This window comes from Companilactobacillus sp. y65-5 (assembly GCF_057541095.1).
The window spans coordinates 90,831-107,632 of the sequence record NZ_BAAJOA010000001.1; the positions used below are offsets into that span (position 1 = coordinate 90,831).

General features: G+C 37.2%; 17 protein-coding genes. 12 read left to right on the forward strand and 5 right to left on the reverse strand.

From position 1 onward, the window contains the following. The first annotated feature begins 41 nt into the window (after positions 1–41). A complete protein-coding gene (locus AC27FM_RS00540; RefSeq protein ID WP_487085193.1) occupies positions 42–974 on the forward strand; it encodes an AEC family transporter in 933 nt (310 codons plus the stop codon). A gap of 210 nt (positions 975–1,184) precedes the next feature. On the opposite strand, the gene AC27FM_RS00545 is transcribed toward AC27FM_RS00540, so the two are convergent. Continuing rightward, positions 1,185–2,168, reverse strand: coding sequence for a helix-turn-helix domain-containing protein (locus tag AC27FM_RS00545; RefSeq protein ID WP_487085195.1), 984 nt, complete (start codon positions 2,166–2,168; stop codon positions 1,185–1,187). A gap of 297 nt (positions 2,169–2,465) precedes the next feature. Between AC27FM_RS00545 and ttdA the strand changes: the two genes are divergently transcribed. The 4 genes from ttdA to AC27FM_RS00565 all read left to right on the forward strand — a co-directional run bounded on the left by ttdA (position 2,466) and on the right by AC27FM_RS00565 (position 6,817). Further along, the gene (ttdA, locus tag AC27FM_RS00550; RefSeq protein WP_487085197.1) at positions 2,466–3,395 is read left to right on the forward strand and encodes a L(+)-tartrate dehydratase subunit alpha; all 930 of its coding nucleotides are present in this window, start codon (positions 2,466–2,468) and stop codon (positions 3,393–3,395) included. Beyond that, the gene (gene ttdB / locus AC27FM_RS00555) at positions 3,392–4,003 is read left to right on the forward strand and encodes a L(+)-tartrate dehydratase subunit beta (protein ID WP_487085199.1); all 612 of its coding nucleotides are present in this window, start codon (positions 3,392–3,394) and stop codon (positions 4,001–4,003) included. Before ttdA ends, ttdB begins: the two co-directional genes overlap by 4 nt. A gap of 400 nt (positions 4,004–4,403) precedes the next feature. Further along, positions 4,404–5,342 carry an L-lactate dehydrogenase gene (locus AC27FM_RS00560; protein WP_487085201.1) on the forward strand — a complete coding sequence of 313 codons (939 nt, stop codon included), beginning with the start codon at positions 4,404–4,406 and terminating at the stop codon, positions 5,340–5,342. A gap of 50 nt (positions 5,343–5,392) precedes the next feature. Further along, entirely contained in the window at positions 5,393–6,817 is a 1,425-nt protein-coding gene (locus tag AC27FM_RS00565) for a DASS family sodium-coupled anion symporter (protein ID WP_487085203.1), read from the forward strand. A 70-nt stretch (positions 6,818–6,887) separates the two neighbouring features. Here the strand turns inward: AC27FM_RS00565 and AC27FM_RS00570 are convergent, their stop codons facing one another. Further along, on the reverse strand, positions 6,888–7,829 hold the full coding sequence (locus tag AC27FM_RS00570) for a sugar-binding transcriptional regulator (RefSeq protein ID WP_487085205.1): 942 nt from the start codon (positions 7,827–7,829) through the stop codon (positions 6,888–6,890). Positions 7,830–7,990: 161 nt separating this feature from the next. Here AC27FM_RS00570 and AC27FM_RS00575 point away from each other — a divergent pair, with 161 nt between their 5' ends. The 7 genes from AC27FM_RS00575 (at position 7,991) to AC27FM_RS00605 (ending at position 15,195) form a co-directional block, all read left to right on the forward strand. Next, a complete protein-coding gene (locus tag AC27FM_RS00575; RefSeq protein ID WP_487085206.1) occupies positions 7,991–9,145 on the forward strand; it encodes an NAD(P)-dependent malic enzyme in 1,155 nt (384 codons plus the stop codon). 21 nt (positions 9,146–9,166) lie between these two features. Continuing rightward, entirely contained in the window at positions 9,167–10,195 is a 1,029-nt protein-coding gene (gene citC, locus AC27FM_RS00580; RefSeq protein WP_487085207.1) for a [citrate (pro-3S)-lyase] ligase, read from the forward strand. Between the two features lies 1 nt (position 10,196). After that, a complete protein-coding gene (gene citD, locus AC27FM_RS00585; RefSeq protein WP_487085209.1) occupies positions 10,197–10,487 on the forward strand; it encodes a citrate lyase acyl carrier protein in 291 nt (96 codons plus the stop codon). A 2-nt stretch (positions 10,488–10,489) separates the two neighbouring features. Beyond that, on the forward strand, positions 10,490–11,395 hold the full coding sequence (gene citE, locus AC27FM_RS00590; protein WP_487085210.1) for a citrate (pro-3S)-lyase subunit beta: 906 nt from the start codon (positions 10,490–10,492) through the stop codon (positions 11,393–11,395). After that, complete coding sequence (gene citF, locus AC27FM_RS00595; protein WP_487085212.1) at positions 11,385–12,920, forward strand: citrate lyase subunit alpha; 1,536 nt, start codon at positions 11,385–11,387, stop codon at positions 12,918–12,920. The genes citE and citF overlap by 11 nt, the downstream gene beginning before the upstream one ends. Before the next feature lie 72 nt (positions 12,921–12,992). Next, entirely contained in the window at positions 12,993–14,429 is a 1,437-nt protein-coding gene (gene citG / locus AC27FM_RS00600; RefSeq protein ID WP_487085213.1) for a triphosphoribosyl-dephospho-CoA synthase CitG, read from the forward strand. After that, positions 14,413–15,195 carry an alpha/beta fold hydrolase gene (locus AC27FM_RS00605; protein ID WP_487085215.1) on the forward strand — a complete coding sequence of 261 codons (783 nt, stop codon included), beginning with the start codon at positions 14,413–14,415 and terminating at the stop codon, positions 15,193–15,195. The genes citG and AC27FM_RS00605 overlap by 17 nt, the downstream gene beginning before the upstream one ends. A 189-nt stretch (positions 15,196–15,384) precedes the next feature. On the opposite strand, the gene AC27FM_RS00610 is transcribed toward AC27FM_RS00605, so the two are convergent. The 3 genes from AC27FM_RS00610 to AC27FM_RS00620 form a co-directional block, all read right to left on the reverse strand. Beyond that, the gene (locus tag AC27FM_RS00610) at positions 15,385–16,017 is read right to left on the reverse strand and encodes a DUF2812 domain-containing protein (protein WP_487085217.1); all 633 of its coding nucleotides are present in this window, start codon (positions 16,015–16,017) and stop codon (positions 15,385–15,387) included. A 10-nt stretch (positions 16,018–16,027) separates the two neighbouring features. Further along, positions 16,028–16,339, reverse strand: coding sequence for a PadR family transcriptional regulator (locus AC27FM_RS00615; RefSeq protein WP_487085219.1), 312 nt, complete (start codon positions 16,337–16,339; stop codon positions 16,028–16,030). Positions 16,340–16,484: 145 nt separating this feature from the next. Continuing rightward, complete coding sequence (locus AC27FM_RS00620; RefSeq protein WP_487085221.1) at positions 16,485–16,793, reverse strand: hypothetical protein; 309 nt, start codon at positions 16,791–16,793, stop codon at positions 16,485–16,487. Positions 16,794–16,802: the final 9 nt, after the last annotated feature.

The following is a 16,802-nucleotide window of genomic DNA, read 5'->3' on the forward strand; positions in this document are numbered from 1 at the left end:
AAGAAACCGGTTGCATAAATAAATAATTAAAGGGGAAAATCATGTTAAAGACTGTAATTTTCGCACTTCTACCAATTATTGTCACGATTTTGCTTGGTATGTGGGCTGCACACCACGGTGATTTTGATGAGAAAGACAGTAAGAAGTTAATTAAGTTGATTATGAATTATGCGTTACCAATGAATGTTTTTGCGGGTATTTGGGGAACACCCCGTAAAATAATCGTAGAAGATATTCCGTTGGCACTTTGGCTATTAGGAAGTATGTTTATTTGTTACATTGTTTTAAGTTTTGTTCAAACAAAAATTATGAAGACTTCAACTAATGTTGCGACATTGCGTGCATTATCTGTTGCCGATCCATCAGTACCATTTATTGGTTCTGCAGTACTGCCTTTAATTTTTGGTGAAAATCTAAGTGCCATTAATATCGGAATTTCAAGTTTGATCATTAATGTTGTACTTTTGCCATTTGTTTTTGCGGCTTTGGTTTCCGAAGATAGTGATAATCAAGCCAAGGTAACAGTGGGTGCAAGATTAATGAATGCTTTGAAAAAACCTTTAGTTCTATCTGCTTTGTTAGGATTTGTATTAGCACTTATCGGAATACAAATGCCAACAGAACTTGAAAGCACCTTTACTGTATTAGGTAAGTCATCTGGTGGTGTTGCCATGTTTGCAACTGGTATCATTCTGTTCAGCAAAAAAATTCATTTCAACAAAACAATTGCTGTCAATGTCATTGGAAAGAATATTCTATTCCCAGCAATTGTATGGGGATTGATGGTTGCAATGGGAATGCCTTTAACACTTCAACGTATCGTTATTATTACGTTGGCAATTCCAACCGCAACAATGCCAACTAACCTTGCAATTCAGTACAAAGTTAATGAATCTGAAATGGCTTCTACGCAATTATGGAGTACTGTATTTTCATTTGTAACTTTAAGCTCAGTAATGCTTATGTTTGGTTAGGATTTATCTACATGAAATGACGTACTTCTAAAACGAACATCGACGTTATGTCCTTTAAATCGGGGGTTCTTAACTACATGAAAGGTGGTGATTAGTAAATTAAAGCAAGGAATCAAATAACCACCAAGAACTACTTACAACTATTTGAAAAGACCTAGATAAAATTAATTAATTTTACCTAGGTCTTTTTGTCATCTAAAAATTAAATAGCTAGTGTTTACGAACAAAAGTTTGTAATTCATTTTTTAATGAGTGATATTTTTGTTCATACTCACGAAATTCACATGTTGAGCAGGGACTATAATTTTTTTCGGAGTTTAAATGGTCCTGAATAATTTTTTTAACCAGTTTTTTATTTTCATCACTCAACGAATGTTTAAATTCACTGTCAGAATGGACTAATTGTGGTGTCAATTGCTGGCGGTAGCTAGATGGTGTCATCCCAAAGTGACTTTTAAAGTTTTGATTGAAGACTTTCAAGTTTCTGAAACCAACTTGATAAGCAATTGATGAAATATGGTCATTGCTATGTGTAAGTTCTCTAATTACTTGTTGTAAACGACAGCGAATAATGTATTCAGAATAAGTAATACCTAACTGAGATTTTAATAACTTTGATAAGTAAGTTGTTGAATAATTAACTTGTTTTGCCAATTGTGGAAGTGAAATATCTTCACTAAAGTGTTGCTCCAAATATTCAGTCAGTTTTAACATTGCATCTTGATGACGGGGCGTTGGAGAAAATGATTGGTTGTCATCATTGACGATATAGAATTTTGAAATTAAATCAAGTAAATCAAAATAAGATTTCGTTTGCTCTAATTTGTTTTTGGCAAATGTTAGATTAGCTAGAGACGACCTAATTGATTCATACAAGGGATTGATGTGTGCATTGGATGAATTTAGTGAGAACCTGTCATAGTCACTCAAACCATTCAACAAGAAAATATTTGGATCGATGTGAATTCGTAGCATTATACTGTCGGTACTTTTAGCAAACGTAGCATGACCACAATTAGAATTGATCAACAATAGATCATTAGGTAGAAGGTTGGTAAAATATCCGTCAACATTAGCTTCTACTTCACCAGATAATAACCATAATAGTTCTATTTCTGGATGCCAATTATAATGATAACTTCCTATTTTATAGATCAATTCGTCATAAGTTACGTTTGTTTGATATGTTGTCATGATAAATCCCCTCTTTACAAGTAGTTTAATCACAACTTCAGGTTAGTGCAATTAAATTTTATGTGCTAAATAACAAGAAACACCTAGGGGTATTTTTTGTTACGAATATGACGGTAATAGGATTTTGAAGCTATTTAATAGTGCAGACCATAGTCATATTTTATTTGATGGCAAAGGATTATCAACAAATTAATCCTAGTAGCGAACACTTGATAAGCATATCAATAGTATGACATACGGATAGTTTTCATCTCACAATAATTGTAATCTGGAGTCAGAAATCAAGGAGGTAATCAAATGTTAGCCAGCACTTATCAATATGAACCTAAAACCTTGTCACCCAAGGCAGAAAAATTACGTGACATCGTAGTTAGTTATATGAAAATCGTAAGTCGTCGTTTGCCTGATGACGTTAATAAAAAACTAGTTGAATTATCCAAAATTGAAGTTGATCCTTTACAAGAATTGGTATATAGCACGATGCGTGAAAATCAAATGTTAGCTGAGAAATTAAAGAGACCCAGCTGTCAAGATACAGGGGTAGTTCAATTCTTTATTAAGGTCGGTAGCAATTTTCCACTTTTAGGTGAATTAAAAGATATCTTAACAGAATCTGTTGTTGAAGTTACTAAGGAAGCACCACTTCGTCACAATGCCGTTCAAACTTTTGATGAATTCAATACTGGTTTGAATATTGGGAAAGGTGTTCCAAACATTATTACCGAGATAGATGGTGATAGTGACAAGCTAGATATGTATGTATATTTAGCTGGTGGCGGCTGTTCATTACCTGGTATCGCCAAAGTTCTTATGCCGGGTGAAGGGTATGAAGGAATTGTTCGCTTTGTTATGGATCAGATGACAAGTTACGGAATCAACGCTTGTCCGCCATTGCTAGTAGGAATAGGTGTAGCCAATTCAGTAGAAATGGCGGCAATGAATTCAAAACTAGCATTAATGAGACGTGTGGATAGTGTCAGTCCTAATGCTAATGCCGCAAAGATGGAAAAATTATTTGAAGATGGAATCAATTATATTGGATTAGGACCACAAGGATTAGGCGGTAAAAAATCAGTTATGGGCGTGAACATCGTTAATACGGCTCGTCATCCATCTACCATCGGTGTGGGTTTGAGCGTTGGATGTTGGTCACATCGTCGTGGAGAAATCATCTTAGATAGTGATTTGAATTATCAATTACCTTTAAACGAAGGAGTAGAGCTATGAGAGAATTTCATTTAAAAACACCGATCAATGATAATGATTTAACTGATATCAGAATTGGAGACATCGTATATTTGGATGGCATTTTAGTCACATGTCGTGATGTAGCACATCGTCGTGTGGTTGAAGAAAAACGTAAACTACCTGTTGATGTTAGAGGAAAGGCCATACTACATGCTGGTCCAATTGTTAGACAGAAAGATAATGGGGATTACGAAATGGTTGCAGTAGGTCCAACTACTAGTATGAGAATGGAAAAATTTGAAGAAGAATTTGTTAAAGAAACAGGCGTCAAATTGATTGTAGGTAAAGGTGGCATGGGCCCAGGTACTGAAAGAGCATGTAAGAAATATAAAGCCTTACATTTGGTTTACCCAGCTGGGAATGCTGTATATGCTGCTACTAAAGTCGAACGTATTGTTGATGCACAATGGAAAGACTTAGGGATGCCAGAGACGCTTTGGGTCAATCAAGTTAAGGACTTTGGTCCCCTAATAGTTTCAATTGATACTAATGGTGATAACTTATTTGAGAAGAACAAAGTAGAATTTAATCGCCGTAAAGAAGAGAAAATTAAAGAGATAAGTAAACAAGTTAGTTTTATTAAGTAGTATTTAGATTTATTTTTTAATCAGCTAAATACAAATACTGAATTATCAATAACTACATACAACGATTCAAATAACTATTTGAAAAAATCCAGATAATAAATTTACCCGGATTTTTTTGTACATTGAATTACTTAGTGATTTGATGTACGGCCAGCATCAAAGAATATTTACAAGCTATTTTTGTTTATTCTCATAAACATGATAGGTTCCCATTTCACAAAAAAACGTTACCGCTTACAACACTATTTAAATTATTTGTAAAACAATAAAAATATGATTTTAAAAACTTTAAAAATATCACTTAAATTTGCAATTTGTTAACATTATCACATTGGTTTGTGTTATTATGTTTGTGAAAGATGATACAAGAACTTGTATTAGATAGAAAGAAGGTTTCAATATGGTACGTAAGAATAAAGTTCTCTTAGTTGGAGACGGTGCCGTTGGATCATCATTTGCTTTTTCAATTTTACAAAATACTAATTTCTTAGATGAATTAGTCATTATCGATTTGAAGCAAGACAGAATTCAGGGTGATGCTTTGGATTTGGAAGATGTCACCTCAATGAGCTCACCAGTTAATGTACATGCTGGTTCATACGATGATGCTAGTGATGCTGATATAGCAGTTATCACAGCGGGTATTCCTCGTAAACCAGGTGAGTCAAGATTGGATCTTGTAGCTAAGAATGAAAAGATATTAAAGTCGATCGTCAACCCCATCGTTGAGAGTGGCTTCAATGGTATCTTCGTTGTTTCAAGTAATCCAGTTGATATTTTGACGACATTGACGCAGAGATTATCAGGATTTCCACGCGAAAAGGTAATAGGAACAGGTACTTCATTAGATACTGCACGTTTACACGTTATCCTAGCTAAGGCTTGTGATATTCCTGTCAATGAAGTTAATGCTTATGTATTAGGCGAACATGGTGACACATCTTTCGTCAATTTTGATGAAGCGCTAGTATCTGGACAACCGCTGAGCAATTACTTGGATTTGACTGAAGATACCAAGTCGGATATTGAGACGCAAGTTCGTAAAAAAGGTGGCAAAATCATCGGATTGAAGGGTGCTACTTTCTATGGAGTGGCTCGCAGTTTATCACAAATTTGTAAAGCAATTTTAGAGAATAAAGATACTGTACTTCCAGTATCAGCACCAATTTATCATCATTATGGACTCGATGAGGAACTATATATCGGAACACCAGCCGTTATCAACGGCAACGGTATTGCCGATGTTATTGAAACAGCACTTAGTGCGGAGGAAACTAACAAAATGATTCATTCTGCTACTAAGATGCAAGAAGTTTTGGACAATTTAGCCGTTAAATAATTTTATAAATAGTTGAAAATAGTTGTTTTTATGTAAGTAAGTTCTTGGAGATGGGAAAGATGTTAGAAAAGGTTAAATACAAGGGATTCATATGGCCAATTGCTATCGGTTTAATCATTTGGTTTACCGCTGGGATTAGACCGGAAGGTGTCAGCGTAGAAGCATGGCACATGTTGGCATTATTTGTCGGAACTATTATAGGATGTATCACGCAACCATTACCAATTGCCGGAGTTACACTTGTCGGCTTTACATTAACTGTTGGTACTGGACTTGCGGATATGAAGACTAGTTTATCAGCATTTAGTAATTCAGCTGCATGGTTGATCGCAATGGCATTCATGCTATCACGTGGTGTTATCAAAACCGGCTTAGGTCGCCGTGTCGCATTGTATTTCGTTAGACTCTTTGGTAAACGTACTTTGGGATTAGCATACTCAATCATGGGTATTGATTTGGTAACTTCACCAGCTATTCCAAGTAATACCGCCCGTGCAGGTGGTGTTGTATATCCAATCGTCGAATCACTTGCCAGAACATTTGGCTCAAAAACTGAAGATGGTACTCAAAGAAAAATGGGTGCTTATCTAGTATTTACAGAATTTCACGCTAACTTATTAACTAGTGCACTGTTCATGACAGCCATGGCGCCTAACCTAGTTTCAGCTCAATTAGCGGGCACATTACACGTCAACCTTACGTGGATGGGTTGGTTCGAAGCTGCCTCTGTTCCAATACTTATCTGCTTAGCAGTTATCCCTTGGATCATCTATAAGATGTATCCGCCAGAGATCAAAGAAACTCCTAATGCCAAAGATTGGGCAAATAAAGAGATTGCATCAATGGGGAAGATGAAGTTATCTGAAAAGATCATGGGTTCAGTATTTGTTTTGACTCTGATCTTATGGATGCTTTCAAGCATTATCGGTATGGATGCCACATTCGTTGCTTTCTTAGCTATTTCGATCTTAATTATCACTGGTGTTTTGTCAGTTAAAGATTTGCTTAATGAATCTGGTGCTTGGAATGTTTTGATTTGGCTATCAGTCTTAGTATTCATGGCTGGTAAATTGACAGACTTTGGTTTCATCAAATGGATGTCAGATAGTATTGCCAATGGACTTCACGGTGTCAGTTGGGCTGTTATGTTGGCAGTATTAGCCATCGTATTGTTCTACTCACACTATCTATTTGCCAGTGCCACAGCTCACGTTTCAGCAATGTACGCACCATTCTTAGCAGTTGCTATCTCTGCTGGTGCACCAGCTCAAATGTCAGCTATGTTATTAGCAATGGTTACAGCTATCATGGCTTCAACTACTCACTATGCAAATGGACCTGCTTCAGTTCTTGCTGGATCAGGGTATGTTAAGCAAGGTGAATGGTGGAGAATGAACTTTATTCTAGGTATTTTCTACCTATTAGTAATTGGAATTGTTGGACCACTCTGGATGAAAGTTATCGGACTTTGGTAGTAAATTTCATCAAAAAAGGACGATATCGAAATTATTCGGATATCGTCCTTTTTGGTCAAATCAGTTAAATTTAATTGATTTCATTTTCTAGTTTCAAGGCAATTGCCTCGGTCATCACCATATCAGTAAAGAAGTCTCCTCGTAGTGCCCCTAGAGCGGCCTTATACTTGGCCTTACTTTGAACGATCGCAAATCTACGTGACACGTTCAAAATATTATCAAGAGGAATCGATAGTGTCTTATCATCGTCGAGATTCAAAAATTCACCATTGATGTCGTATGGTCTACCGTAAACTAGTCCAACGATTTTATCTAAATCAACTTTGGGAAAAATCTTAGTTTTGTTATCATGCCAAACTTCAATGGAGTCGATCGAGGCAAGGGTGCCTAGTCCACAGATCAACAGATCAGCCTTTTTAGCAATATTAAAAGCTCTAGTTGATGTCGGCTCATTCATGAACCCGTGTCTAACATCATTATCGATGATATAGAGTGGGCCGGGCATGGTGTAGTATGGCACATCGTACTTTGCGGCGGCTTGTTGCACCATTCGCATTGAGCCTGAGGATGATTTGTATTTCATGTTTTCGCCCATGAATTGAGTGAAGACCAAATCCTCATGTGAGCTCTTATTGAAATGATCGAGCACTTCATAGACAGTTTCGCCCCAAGACAAACCAACAACATTACAGTTCTTGATGATAGCTTGTGTTTGTACAGCGGAGAATGATGAGATCAACTCGTCCCTCTTAGTCGGATTGACGGGGTCTTTGATAACGTATAAATGATTGATATTGAATTTATTTAATAGCTTGCGCTCGAGTTCAACGTTTCGCTCGTAACCAGAGTGAATGTTAATATCAACGATACCAGTAGTCAAAGCCTCATCTAAGTATTTTAAGATGAGGTAACGGCTGATCGAGTATTTCTTACTTATGTCGTTGATCGACATTTTGCTTAAATAGTAATCTTGCGCCAGATTACCTAATAAAATATTATGTTCTGCTTTCATAAATGTCATCCGTTCGTTTTTAATTTAATTATATCATCACAGAGTTGTTTTTTTATATTTAAAAACTATTTTTTAAATTATTTAAAAATACAGCATAATTTTGCATTATTGTAAAAGAGTGATATATTTATTAGTGAAATAAAGAACAGGAGATGATTTGGATGGAAGATGATGATAAAATTTTATCTCTTCACGCCCAAAATCGTGGGGTCTTAGGTATCGCACCTAGTCTTGACGTAAAAAATAAAAGAGAACTTGGTGAGGCATATACGCCGGGTGTAGCTGTCATTTCGAAATTTATCGAACGTTACCCAGAAATGAAAGCTAAGTACACTATGAGCGGTAAGTTAGTCGCCTTAGTTACTGACGGATCGGCTGTCTTAGGATTAGGAAATATCGGACCAGCTGGCGGTTTGCCAGTCGTTGAAGGTAAAGCATTGCTATATAAGGACTTGTCCGGAGTCGATGCTATTCCGTTGACGGTCGATCAAGTACCAGTAGATGAGTTCGTAGAGACATTGAAGAATATATCTAAGTCATTTGCTGGTTTCCATCTTGAAGATATCGCCGCTCCTAAGTGTTTTGAAATTGAAGAAAAACTCGCTGAAGCAGTTGATATACCAGTCTATCACGATGATCAAGAAGGTACTGCCGTAGTTGTACTGGCAGGTTTGATCAATGCGGCCAAGGTATCAGGTAAGAAGTTAGAAGATCTATCAGTTGTTTTAAATGGTGTTGGGGCTTCTGGTGTTGCGACAGCAAGATTGTTGTTAGCTGCTGGTATCAAGAATTTAACTTTGGTTGATATCCATGGACCTGTTTCAGCAGATGACATTACCTATAATAAGTACCAACGTGAAGTGGCTGCTCAGAGTTCTAACCAGACGAAATATCAATCATTGAGTGATGCGGTAGTTGATAAGGATGCTTTCATCGGATTATCTGATTCGGATGTCTTGAGCAAGCAAGACGTTGCATCAATGGCAGACGATCCAATCATCTTCGGTCTCGCAAATCCAAAACCTGAAATTGCTCCAGAGGTTGCTAAAGAAGCAGGTGCTTCAATAATTGCCACTGGTTCAAGTCAATATCCTAATCAGGTTAACAATATCTTGGTATTCCCAGGATTATACAAAGGGCTCTTGTCATCTGGACTTAAAAAAGTCACTTTAGGACTTGAGCAAGCTATTGCACAAGGGTTGGCCGGTTTGGTGGCTAAGCCAAGTGCGGAAAAGATTGTTCCCGGAGTATTTGATAATGGTGTCGTTGAAACAGTTTCATTAGCAGTTATCAAATACGCTGAAACAAACAAGTAATTAATAATCGGAAGTGTTCAAATGGAAGTTCGTCAAATTAATATTGCCATCCCTCGTTACCGTAAGAAATGGCAGTCATTCATGGAGATCAACGGAATCACCGAATTTAGTCCTAATGAAGTAGATTCAATTGAAAAAACATTTCTTTGGGAAGAAGACGGTGACCGTGCAGCAACGGGTTCGATTGCTGGTAACGTTATTAAATATGTCGCCGTTTGTTCTAAGTACAAAGAAGGTGGTGCCTTATTTAATAAGGTTGTCAGTTATTTAATGCAACAGGCTGCACAGATGGGTCGCTTCCATTTATTCGTATTTACTAAACCAAAATACGTACAGAGCTTTGAATACGTGGGTTTCAAAAAACTAGCCGTCAGTGAGACTGGTGCCATTCTAGAAACCGGTGTTCCCGGTATCGATGAATATATCGAACAGTTGCCTCACTTTGAAGGTAAGGTGGGGGCAATCGTAATGAATGCTAATCCATTTACCCTTGGACATCGAAGGTTGGTAGAAGTTGCTAGCAAAAATAATGATCAAGTTTATGTGTTTGTAGTAAAAAATGATGTTTCATTATTCACTTATTCCGAACGCATCGACCTGGTGAAGCAAGGCATTGATGACTTACAAAATGTAACAGTTGTCTCAGGTAATGATTACATCATCAGTCCGGCGACTTTTCCAGCTTATTTTTTGAAATCTGACCAAGAGATCGGCACTTATCAAGCACGATTGGATGCAATTTTGTTTAAGAATCAAATTGCTAAACCGTTAAATATAACTACACGTTATTTAGGGGAAGAACCATACTCCAAGACGACGGATAGTTACAATAAGGAACTTTTGGATATTTTACCTCCGGAAGTCAAAGTTGAAATAATCAAACGTAAGACTGTTGGCGATGCAATCATCTCCGCAACAAAAGTTCGTCAAGCAATCTTAGATGATAATCAAAAGTTGTTACAAGAATTCCTGCCAAAGACGACTTGGGAATTCGTTAAAAATAATTATTCAAATTTAAAAGCAAGATTGATAAAGAAGGGAAGTAAGTAAAATGGGAATTAAGGAAACAGCACTTGCTGGTACTTTGGAATCATCAGATATCCAAATTACTCTTAGTGAGGGAAGTGGAATCGTGATTGATTTGGATTCATCAGTTGATGCATTGTATGGTGGTCAAATCAAAAAGGTTATCACCGATACATTGAACAAATATGGAATCACAGATGCAAAGGTTAAGGCAGTTGATAAGGGTGCATTGGACTGTGTAGTCAAAGCTCGTACCATGGCAGCAGCACAACGTGCATTGGGTACAACTGATGAACCAAACTGGGAGGTACTCTAATCATGGAAGAACGTTTACGTCGTACAATGATGTTTGTCCCTGGTAATAATTCAGGGATGGTCAAAGATGCTGGTATCTATGGTGCGGATTCGATTATGTTTGATCTTGAAGACTCTGTTTCGATGGATCAAAAAGATGCCGCAAGAATCTTAGTATACGAAGCATTACAAACACAAGACTATGGAAAAGCTGAATTAGTAGTGCGTGTTAATGGTATCGACACACCATTCTTCAGAAGTGATGTTTTCGCAATGGTCAAGGCTGGAATTGAAGTCATTCGTTTGCCAAAGGTTGAATCAGCTCAAATGATGAAAGACCTCGTCTCAACTATCGAAGAGGCTGAAAAGAAATTCGGCATCAAAGTTGGTACAACACATGTTATGGCAGCTATCGAAAGTGCTCGTGGCGTCCTAAAAGCCTTGGAGATCGCTGAGAGTTCAGATAGAATGATCGGTTTGGCTCTATCAGCCGAAGATTATACGACTGATATGAAGACACACCGTTATCCAGATGGAGCTGAACTTGAATTTGCACGTAACATGATCTTACATGCTTCACGTGCCGCTGGTATCGCCGCATTTGACACTGTCTTTACTAATATGAATGATACTGAAGGATTCGAACGTGAAACGAAACACATTCATCAACTAGGATTTGATGGTAAATCATTGGTTAACCCTCGTCAAATTGATTGGGTCAACAAAGTTTATGAACCAACTAAAAAAGAAATCGAAAATGCTTTGGATGTTGAAGCAGCTATCGAAGAAGCTAAGGCTAAGGGTTCAGGTGTTATCTCAATGAACGGACAAATGGTTGACCGTCCAGTTGTTTTGAGAGCACAACGTGTAGTTCGTTTAGCTAAAGCATCACATTTGATTAATGAGGAGGGTGAATACATTGAAGAATAGTGTTGGACGCGAAATATCAGATGAAATTTTAAACGAGGGTTACAAGACATTTGAGACGACAGAGATTGGTAATCCCGAAATTCAACGAATCGCTCCAAAGGTTCACGTATCTACTGGTGACAACAAAGTAGTTGATTCCATTGAAGATGTAGTAAAAAATAACGTTAAAGATGGTATGACAATCTCATTCCACCACCATTTCCGTGAAGGTGATTTTGTCTTCAACAAGGTTATGGATATCATCATCAATGCTGGTATCAAGGATTTGACGCTAGCACCTTCATCATTGACCAATGTTATGAATGACAAGGTCGTTGAAGCCATCAAAGCTGGAACGATCACAAATATTACAAGCTCTGGTATGCGTGGTAGTTTAGGTGAAGCTGTTTCTCATGGACTACTAAAGAACCCTGTGGTCTTCCGTTCACACGGTAATAGAGCTAGATCTATTGAATCAGGAGATATCAAGATCGACGTTGCTTTCTTAGGTGTTCCAAATGCTGATCGTCTAGGAAATGCCAATGGTATGAATGGCGATGCGGCTTTTGGTTCACTGGGCTATGCCTTGATGGATGCCAACTATGCAGATAAGGTTGTTTTATTGACTGATAACTTGGTTGACTATCCTAATACACCTGCTTCGATCAAACAAACACAAGTTGACTATGTCGTTAAAGTGGATCAAGTCGGAGACCCTGATCGTATTGGTACAGGTGCTACTAGATTCACCAAGAATCCTAAGGACTTGAAGATTGCTAAGATGGTTAACGATGTAATCATTCATTCACCATACTTCAAGCAAGGATTTTCATTCCAAACAGGTTCCGGTGGTGCTGCCCTTGCCGTTGCCAGATTCCTTCGTCAATCAATGATCGACAATGAAATCAAGGCCTCATTCGCATTAGGTGGAATCACCAAACCTATCGTTGACTTGCTAGAGGAAGGTCTCGTAGGCAAAGTTATGGATGTCCAAGACTTTGACAAAGGTGCCGCCAGTTCAATGAAGAGTAACAAGAATCAACAAGAGATCGACGCCTCATGGTATGCTGATCCAGATAATAAAGGTGCAATGGTCGATCAATTAGATGTTGCTATTCTTTCAGCCTTAGAGATTGATACTGACTTCAATGTCAATGTTATGACTGGTTCAAATGGCGTCATTCGTGGCGCTGTTGGTGGACATCAAGATGCTGCCACATCTAAGATGACGATCATCTCTGCTCCTCTAACACGTGGTCGTATCGCAACGGTCGTACCAAAGGTAAGTACTGTTGTTACACCTGGAGATTCAGTTGATGTTCTCGTAACTGAAGTCGGAATCGCAATCAATCCTAAGCGTCAAGATTTGATTGATACTTTTAGTAAAGTTCCTGGACTTCCAATCGTTACGATCGATGAACTTCAAAAACGTGCTGAAAAAATCGTTGGCAAACCTGAAGCAATTCAATATACTGATAGAACAGTCGCATTAGTCGAGTATCGTGATGGTACATTAATTGATGCTATTAAACAGATTAAAGATTAATATTAAAGGAGTAAAAACTTATCGATCAATAGTTTTTGCTTCTTTTTATTTTGAGAACATGGATGTGAAGTAATGACTAATTTATTTGATACTGGAATTGAACAAGATATTCCCGCAGTCTTAGCGAATCGGGACAAGCGGGTGTTCGTACAAAATAAACTTTTGAATCAATACCCATCGGAAGTAGTAATTGGTGCAAAGTTGAATATCCCCGGTCCAATTAAAAATAACAATATAATGGAAGCTTTTTTCGTTGACCAACTCGAGGAATTTGAAAATTTACTGTTGAATGAAGGGATGGTTTTTTTCAAAAATATTGAATGGGTAGAAGCTCCTACCGGACCTGAGCGGTTTTATGTCGTTGAGGCCACCGAAAAAAATGTCAAAAAAATAACGACAAATTTTGAGGAATCCAAAACTTATCGCAGGTTATTTGATTTAGATGTTTTATTTTTGGATGATGATGAAGAAATGAGATCTATCTCTAGAACTGAGATAGGTTACACCCAGAGAACTTGTCTGATTTGTGGTAGGCCAGCAAAAGAATGTGGTCGTTCACGAAAACATTCAGTTGAAGAACTCCAAGCAAAAGTTAGTCAGTTGATCGATGAATCATTGACTGAAGTATCTAAAAAGAAAAAAGCACAATTATTGGTAACAAATGCATTACGCGCTCTAACATATGAAGTTACTGCTTGGCCTAAGCCGGGATTGGTTGACCCTGTCGAGTGGGGCGCACACCCTGACATGGATGTTTTTATGTTTTTAGACAGTAGTATCAGTTTACGTCACTACTTGACTAAGTGTGCTCAGGCAGGTTTAAATTATCAATTAGATACTGACTATCGAGATATTTTTCGGCAGATTCGTGAGTTTGGTAAAATTGCTGAAACAGACATGTATGATGCTACTAATGGTATTAATACTCATAAGGGAGCAATTTTTTCATTAGGTGTCCTAGTGAGCGCTGTCGCTATCAGTCTTAGTAAAGGCAATGATTTTGATGCCTCAATGATTCAGCAAGTCGTTAAAAAAATGCTCAAGGGATTAGTGAAGACTGATTATAACAAGATTACGTCGGCTGATGAGTCTAAATTAACAGCAGGGGAAACTCAATACCTTCAATATGGTATCAAGGGCGTGCGCGGTGAGGCTGCCGAAGGATATCCGTTAGTTTTTGATTATGGTTTACCGACTTTCATACGAACAAACGGAAACTTGAATCAGCGTCTGATAACGACTTTAATGGAATTAGCCTTGCACACCAAAGATTCTACTTTGATCAAACGTGCTGGATCCATAGAAGTGCTGGATTGGAAAAATAAGCTTATCCGAGGTTTTTTTGAGGCTGGTGGATTGGATACTGCCGAAGGAAAAGCCGCTCTTGAAAACATTCAAACTGAGTTCACAGAGCGACATTTGAGTCTTGGCGGTACGGCAGATCTTTTGATAGTTACAATATTCTTAGGATTGACTAGAGAGGCATTGACAGATGGAAGTAACGACTAGGGATGGTAAGAAATTAAATTATTATTTGTACGGTGAAGGTCAACCGCTGGTATTCATCCATGGTTTTGGTGGCTATCAACAAATTTGGACAGATCAGATAGATTTCTTTAGCAATCAGGGTTATGAAGTGATCACTTATGATCAGCGCAATCACGGAGCCTCCACACGTGATTTAGGACTCGATAATATTAATATTTTAATAAATGATTTAAAAGATTTTTTGGATGCGCTTAATTTAGACCGTCTAATATTAGTAGGCCACTCAATGGGTGCCAGTGTGATTTATGGATTTCTTTCAAAGTATCCGGATTATCCATTGTCAAAATTAGTGGCCGTTGACCAATCTCCCAAAATGCTCAATACGGCTTCATGGAATTATGGCTATATGGATATTACTCGTGCCAATTATAAAATGCGTTTAAAAATGCATAATAAGGAGACGCTGAATGGTATTGATGATGGTGTTTTTTGGAAATTAAAAATTGCCAAGGAACAATTTCCATTCATAAAGGAAGCCAATTTAGAGTTATTATACGATCATGCAAGAAAAGATTGGCGGTCTGTTTTGGAAGATTGTCAAACTCCAATGCTATTAGTTACAGCTAATCAAAGTCCTTATTTTGATGGTAACTTTGCTGAATGCTTTACGGACAATAACAACATAAGTCATATCGGTATTGAACAGTCCGGCCACGTGATCATGGCAGAGCAACCTGATGTATTCAATAAAGAGTTACTTGCATATTTGAAAAGGCCTATTTCATAATGGTACATTACAGAATTGTTTCAGTATAGTTAAGAAAAGACTTATGGAATGAAATGATAGTATTAAAGTGTTATGATATCATTACAGTACAGAAATGTACTGCAAAATTATTTTCTGTTTTCACGATAACTAATATGGAGATGAGGTCAAACCGCCTCATCTTTTTTTGTGCACTATTTTTAATAGAAATTATTTACTGCGACTTTTCAGAGATTCATCATTAGTAATTGCTCGGAGGATTGAATAGATTCCGAAAAACAAAAATATAAAAATCGGAAGCATTCTCAATAATACAAATGGTGTTTCAAAGATGATCGCTTTCCAGAACAGGGAACCGCTCATTTCCCATAGTCCTGGGGTTAAATACCATGATTTAACATTAAATATATTTCCCAATTCACTGAACATATTAGGGAACAATATATAAATGTAAAATAATAATAGAAAACCCTGCATGTATCCAAAATTAACGTATCTTTTTTTCATATTATCTTTGGATTCTTGATCGGAAAAAATATTTCTAGATACGTCAGAGTTTTTTTGTTGAAAATATTGAATTCCGCCATAACGACCGCCCTTGATCAATCTCCATCCACTATCATCAAACAGCGTGACGTAATTAGCATAGTCAGTCTTGTTCATACCGCCTTTTCTAACATCAAGTCTTACGTATGGAGTATATAAATTGCTATTATTTGTCTTATTAAAAGTATAAATGTGAAAGAACAAGTTGATATGAGTTAATTTGTATCCATTTTCCTGAATCGTGTTGATCCATGTTTCCTCGTTGTCAAATGATAAAAATAATTTGAACTTCTTCATGATGCCCCTCCTAATAACCTAGTTTTGAGGATAAGTCCACTAGATTTTTTAATCGCTCTATTTCTAATTTAAGTATTTCTGTTCCTAAGTTGGTGATCTGATATACCCTGCGTCTCTTATCTTTACTAGGAATCTCCTCGATCCAATTAAGCTTTAAAAGATTTTCGATCGCACCATACATAGTTCCAGCTGCAACCTTGACTGCTCCGTCACTCAACTCATCAATTTTTTGAATAATGGCATAACCGTGGGCTGGGGAAGTTAGGACCAACAAAATATAAAAAGTCGTTTCAGTTAATGGTAAATTGGAATTTCGATTCATCACTTATTTCCTTTCTTGAATGAATAGTCGGACTATATACAGTTCAACTACATATAGTATAACTGTATGTAGTGTACATGTATATAGTTTGACCGTTAATATATAGATTCACCATTATTTAGCAAAACAAAAAAGACTTGCCAGTTTAATTGGCAAGTCCTTCGTGCATATTCAATTGATAGTATTCAGAGCCGGCAATGCTGAGCATTTCGTCCCAGTTTTTAAACACTGTCGTCTGATTAACGGCCGTATCCCACATGGCTTGATCAATGTGATCGAGAGTACTGATATCCGTTATTCCAATGGAACTCAGAAAGTCTTCGATACAAAAATACTGCGTATTGCGTTCCATAAATTCATTAGAAAAATAATGTATGAATGGAATGTTCTTGAGCTTTTTGCGTCGAAGACATTCATTTTTGACCGTATCTAAAATCGTCTTTCTAGAATGCATATAGATCCC